This is a genomic window from Azospirillum sp. B506 (assembly GCF_000333595.1).
In the GTDB taxonomy this organism is placed as follows: Bacteria; Pseudomonadota; Alphaproteobacteria; order Azospirillales; family Azospirillaceae; genus Azospirillum.
Genome location: NZ_BADK01000742.1, coordinates 1 through 4880 on the forward strand (window position 1 = coordinate 1; position 4880 = coordinate 4880).

The following is a 4880-nucleotide window of genomic DNA, read 5'->3' on the forward strand; positions in this document are numbered from 1 at the left end:
GGGGCGAGGCGGCGACATAGACCAGCGCCTTTACCCGCTCCTGGTCGCCGATCTGGGTGATGACGGCACCGCCCCAGGAATGGCCGGCCAGCACCACCGGCCCCTTGGTCCGGTCGATGGCGCGCTGGACATGGGCGACGTCGTCCTCCAGCGAGACCAGCGGATTCTGCACCGCGACCGCGCCGAAGCCTTCGGCCTGCAGGCGGGGAATCACCCGACCCCAGGAGGAGCCGTCGGCGAAGGCCCCGTGGACGAGGATGACGGTCGGATTGGAACTCATGGAGGCGGCTCCCGCTGGCGGTCGGACCCGTCAGTCAGAGCATGGCGGGGACCGGGCCGTCCAGCCGGAACGGGGAGCTTTTCCTCTGTGCGGAAAAGGGCTTGGCCTCTATTCCGCCGGCTGGCGGGCCGTCCGGCGGCCGAAGGTGGCGACGCGATAGACGTACCAGAGGGCGATCCCGCCAACGACGATGTTGGACATCGGGTTCACCCAATTGGCGATCTGCTGATAGCGGTCCTCCAGCAGATAGCCGGCGGTGGCGAGGAAGGTCGTCCAGATCGCGGTGCCGACGGTCGTGTAGAGCAGGAAGGGTGCCAGCGCCATGGTCGAGACCCCGGCGGGAATCGAGATCAGAGTGCGCACCGCCGGGATCATCCGGCCGATCAGCACCGCCCGGCCGCCATGCTCGCGGAAATGGGCGGCGGCTTCGTCCACCTCCTCCGGTGCGATGGTCAGCCAGCGGCCATGGCGGGCGGCCCACTGCTTCAGCCGGCCGCTGCCGACCCAGCGGCCGATGCCGTACCAGAACAGCGCGCCCAATACCGCGCCTGTCGTGCCGGAGACGATGATCATCGGCAGGCCGAGGTCGCCGCGCGCGGCGGTGAAGCCGGCCAGGGGCAGGATCAGCTCCGACGGGATGGGGGGAAACAGATTCTCCGCGAACATCAGCAGAGCGACGCCGGCGTAACCGGTCTGCTCCACCATCGAGACGATCCAATCGAACACGCCCTTTGTCCTCCCACCCTGGCCGCTCTGGCCGCCCTACCGTCACCCACCGCCGGAGCAACACCGGGACGGGGGGATTGGTTGCATGGAAGGGCTCGCAGCGGCGGCCGGCTCTGCTTATGTTTGCAGATGCAACGATTGGATGGACGGAGAAGGTGCCAATGGCGGCGATCAAGCTCGACCGGCATGAGAAGGGCATCCTGGCGGCCCTGCAGGAGAATGCCCGCCTGACCATGCAGGAACTGGGCGACACCGTCGGCCTGTCGGCTTCCCCCTGCTGGCGCCGGGTGCGGTCGATGGAGGAAATCGGTGTCATCCGCCGCTACACGGTGCAGCTCGACCCGCGCAAGCTGGGGTTGGGAGAGTGCGTCTTCGCCCATGTCACGCTGGAACGTCACAAGGAGAATGCGGTCGACCAGTTCGAGACCGCCATTGCCGGCATGCCGGAGGTGCTGGAATGCTTCGCCGTCACCGGCGACGCCGACTATCTGCTGCGCATCGTCGTCCCGACCACCGAGCATTACGGGCGTTTCCTCAGCGAACGCATCTTCTCCATCCCGGCCGTGTCGCACGTCAAATCGAGCGTCACCCTGAAGGAGGTGAAGTTCGAGACCCGGCTGCCGTTGGACCATCTGGAGTGAGCGGCCAACTCTCTTGAACAGCGCCAATGAAAAAGCCCCCGCTCCGATGGAGCGGGGGCTTTTTCACATCACAACGACCGATGAGAGATCAGGCCATCTCGACGCGCTGAGCCTCGGGGCCCTTGGCGCCCTGGCGGATGGTGACGCGGACCTGCGCACCGTCGTCCAGGCCGTTGATGCCCGACCGCTCCAGCGCACGGATGTGCACGAAGATGTCCTTGCCGCCGGTCGACGGGGCGATGAAGCCGAAGCCCTTCGACACGTTGAACCACTTCACCGTGCCGTCGACGACCTCGCCGCTGTCCGAATCGCCGTAGCTGTCGGCGCCGTAGCCGCCGCGGCTGCCGCCGCCGTAGCTGTTGCCGCCGCCGTAGCCGCCGTCGTTGCCCCAGCTGTCACGCTCGCGCGGGGCGCGCGACGGACGGCTCGGAGCGGCGGTCGAGGTGTCGACCGCGTGGATGGTGGCCACCTGCGGGCCCTTCGGGCCGCGCGACAGGTCGCAGGTGATGGTGGCGCCTTCGGGCAGGCTGTCGTGTCCGCAGAACTGCAGAACCGTGGAGTGCAGAAAGCGTCGGGCGAGCCATCGTCGGGGGTGACGAAGCCGAAGCCCTTGGTGGCGTTGACCACTTGACGGTGGCGCGGATGTCGCGCTGGGTGATTTCAGGAGCGCGGAAGGAAGAGCGCTGCGGACGGTCGAACATCAGTTATCGTCTCATCTGTCGTGTTAAACCCCATCCCGGCAAAAACCAAAGAAGGGACACCCGGAACAGGGCGAGCGAAGGATGATCGGTTCCGACCCATAATTCAATCAGGATTGCGCAATTTCACCATCTGCGCACAACAAAAGCTCCGCCGCCGCCTGACGGGCAGGCGGGGCGGGGCGATTTCGCCGCTTTTGTGCAGGTGCAGCGTGACGATTCAGCCGCGACTCAAAGGACCGGACAGTCAGGCGCCGTGGCACTTCTTGTACTTCTTGCCGCTGCCGCAGGGGCAGGGATCGTTGCGGCCGACCTTGGGGCCGCTGCGCGGACGGGCGCCCAGCTGGCCGTCCACATAGTACCAGCGGCCGTCCGTGTGGGTGAACCGGCTGGTCTCGTGGTGGGTCATCGGCTTGCCGTTCATGCTGAAACGGGCGACGAACTCGACGATCCCCTCGCTGTCGCCGGGCTGGCCGGCTTCGGTCGAGCGGATCTCGACACCGGTCCACACGCTGTTCTTGGCCCAGGTTTCGATCTCTTCGCGGTTGAAGTCGTCGCGGGTGCTGGGCAGCAGCGTGTCGTGCAGATAGTCGATGTTGCCGGTGGCGAAGGCCGAATAGCGCGAGCGCATCAGCGCCTCGGCCGTCGGGGCGGGCATGCCGGCCAGATAGGGTCCGCAGCAGGCGTCCAGCGGCTTGCCGGAACGGCAGGGGCAGTCGGCGGCGGTCTGGATCGTGTCGGTCATGGCCTGCTCTCGGGTGATGGCGGGGCGGGTGATGGGTGCTGTCCGGCTTTGCGGGGCGCATCCATAGCGCAGCCATGCGCCGCTTCTCAAGAGGCAGGTTGACGCGAATGGCTGCCAACCGGCCCGGTCTTGCGCCGGGACTCCCACCCGGTTATCAAGCGGCCCCATCCCGCTCCACACTCCACTGCTGCCCGGAAGGCTGCCCGCTCCCATGCCTGCCAAAGCGCCCCGCAAAGCTGCCGTCCCCCGGCAGCGTCCCGACCTGTCGCTGGAGGCCGGCTTCGGCCCCGGCCGCCGTGTCTGCGGCATCGACGAGGTCGGGCGCGGCCCACTCTGCGGCCCGGTGGTCGCCGCTGCGGTGGTGCTGCCGCCCGAAGGGCTTCCGCCGGAGATCGCCGCGCAGATCGACGACAGCAAGGCGGTCACCCGCCGCCTGCGCGAGGAGATCGAGCCGGCGATCCGGGCGCACGCGCTCGCCTTCGCCATCGCCGAGGCGTCGGCCCAGGAAATCGACGAGCTGAACATTCACAAGGCGACGCTGCTGGCGATGAAGCGGGCCTATCAGGCACTGCCCGGACCGCCCCCCGACGCGGCGCTGGTGGACGGCAAATTCACCCCCGACATCGCGTGCGAGAGGGTGGCGGTCGTCAAGGGCGACAGCCGCAGCCAGTCCATCGCTGCCGCCTCTATTCTCGCCAAAGTGGCGCGCGACAGCGAGATGTTGCGGTTGTCGGTCCAGTATCCCCACTATGGATGGGAGCGAAACGCCGGCTATCCGACACCGGAGCATCTGGACGCGCTGACCCGCCACGGTGTCACGCCGCATCACCGAGTCAGTTTTGCACCAGTGAAACGTCAAAAGGCACTAAGCGGCTGAGCCGTCGTCACTTGGCAAAGAAAGCTGTTGACGGCGACTCGGCCGAGACTCATTGTCCGGCCGAGTCCCAGTTCTTTGCCGGTCGTATCATGCTCCCTGAAAACCGTATCCTGGTCGGCGATTGCATCGCTCTCATGAACGATCTGCCGCCCGCATCGGTCGATCTCGTCTTCGCCGATCCGCCCTACAACTTGCAGTTGGGGGGTGAGTTGCTGCGGCCGAACCACACCCGCGTCGCCGGGGTGGATGACGAGTGGGACAAGTTCGACGATTTCGAAGCCTATGACCGTTTCACCCAGGACTGGATGACGGCGGCCCGCCGCATCCTGAAGCCGGAAGGCTCGCTGTGGGTGATCGGCAGCTATCACAACATCTTCCGCGTCGGCGCCACGCTGCAAAATCTGGGCTTCTGGATTTTGAACGACATCGTCTGGCGCAAGACCAACCCGATGCCGAACTTCCGCGGCACCCGCTTCGCCAACGCCCACGAGACGATGATCTGGGCGGCCCGCGACAAGGACGCGCGCTATCGGTTCAATTACGACGCGATGAAGAGCCTCAACGAGGATCTGCAGATGCGCAGCGACTGGCTGCTGCCGATCTGCAGCGGCGGCGAACGGCTGCGCGATGAAGAGGGCAAGAAGACCCACCCGACGCAGAAGCCGGAATCGCTGCTGTACCGGGTGATCCTGTCCTCGTCCCGCCCCGGCGACGTGGTGCTGGATCCCTTCTTCGGCACCGGCACCACCGGTGCGGTCGCCAAGCGGCTGGGCCGCAAGTGGATCGGGCTGGAGCGCGACGACACCTACGTCAAGGCGGCCCAGGCCCGCATCGACGCCGTGGAGGAAGCGCCGGAGGCGGCGATCCTCGACACCCCGCCGAAGCGCGCCGCACCGCGCATTCCTTCGGCTGG

Annotated in this window: 6 protein-coding genes and 1 pseudogene; 3 read left to right on the forward strand and 4 right to left on the reverse strand. The window is 66.8% G+C overall.

Translation table 11 applies throughout. The annotated features are described in order from the left end of the window. A partial coding sequence (locus tag I71_RS22995) for an alpha/beta fold hydrolase (RefSeq protein WP_042698836.1) occupies window positions 1–280 on the reverse strand: 280 nt, incomplete at its 3' end. Window positions 281–388: 108 nt separating this feature from the next. Continuing rightward, window positions 389–1006, reverse strand: coding sequence for a DedA family protein (locus I71_RS23000; protein ID WP_042698839.1), 618 nt, complete (start codon window positions 1004–1006; stop codon window positions 389–391). A 161-nt stretch (window positions 1007–1167) separates the two neighbouring features. Here I71_RS23000 and I71_RS23005 point away from each other — a divergent pair, with 161 nt between their 5' ends. Further along, the gene (locus tag I71_RS23005; RefSeq protein ID WP_085940775.1) at window positions 1168–1647 is read left to right on the forward strand and encodes an Lrp/AsnC family transcriptional regulator; all 480 of its coding nucleotides are present in this window, start codon (window positions 1168–1170) and stop codon (window positions 1645–1647) included. Window positions 1648–1735: 88 nt separating this feature from the next. On the opposite strand, the pseudogene I71_RS40655 reads toward I71_RS23005, so the two are convergent. Next, a pseudogene (locus I71_RS40655) lies at window positions 1736–2348 on the reverse strand (cold-shock protein). A 244-nt stretch (window positions 2349–2592) separates the two neighbouring features. Next, window positions 2593–3090, reverse strand: a complete 498-nt coding sequence (locus tag I71_RS23015) for a YchJ family protein (RefSeq protein ID WP_042698842.1) — start codon at window positions 3088–3090, stop codon at window positions 2593–2595. Window positions 3091–3301: 211 nt separating this feature from the next. On the opposite strand from I71_RS23015, the gene I71_RS23020 reads away from it, so the two are divergent. Together I71_RS23020 and I71_RS23025 are read left to right on the forward strand one after the other, a co-directional pair. Beyond that, window positions 3302–3967 (forward strand): ribonuclease HII, encoded by a 666-nt coding sequence (locus I71_RS23020; RefSeq protein WP_042698845.1) that lies wholly within the window; start codon window positions 3302–3304, stop codon window positions 3965–3967. A gap of 89 nt (window positions 3968–4056) precedes the next feature. Beyond that, window positions 4057–4880 (forward strand): site-specific DNA-methyltransferase (locus tag I71_RS23025; protein ID WP_085940776.1); only part of this gene is annotated, 824 nt, incomplete at its 3' end.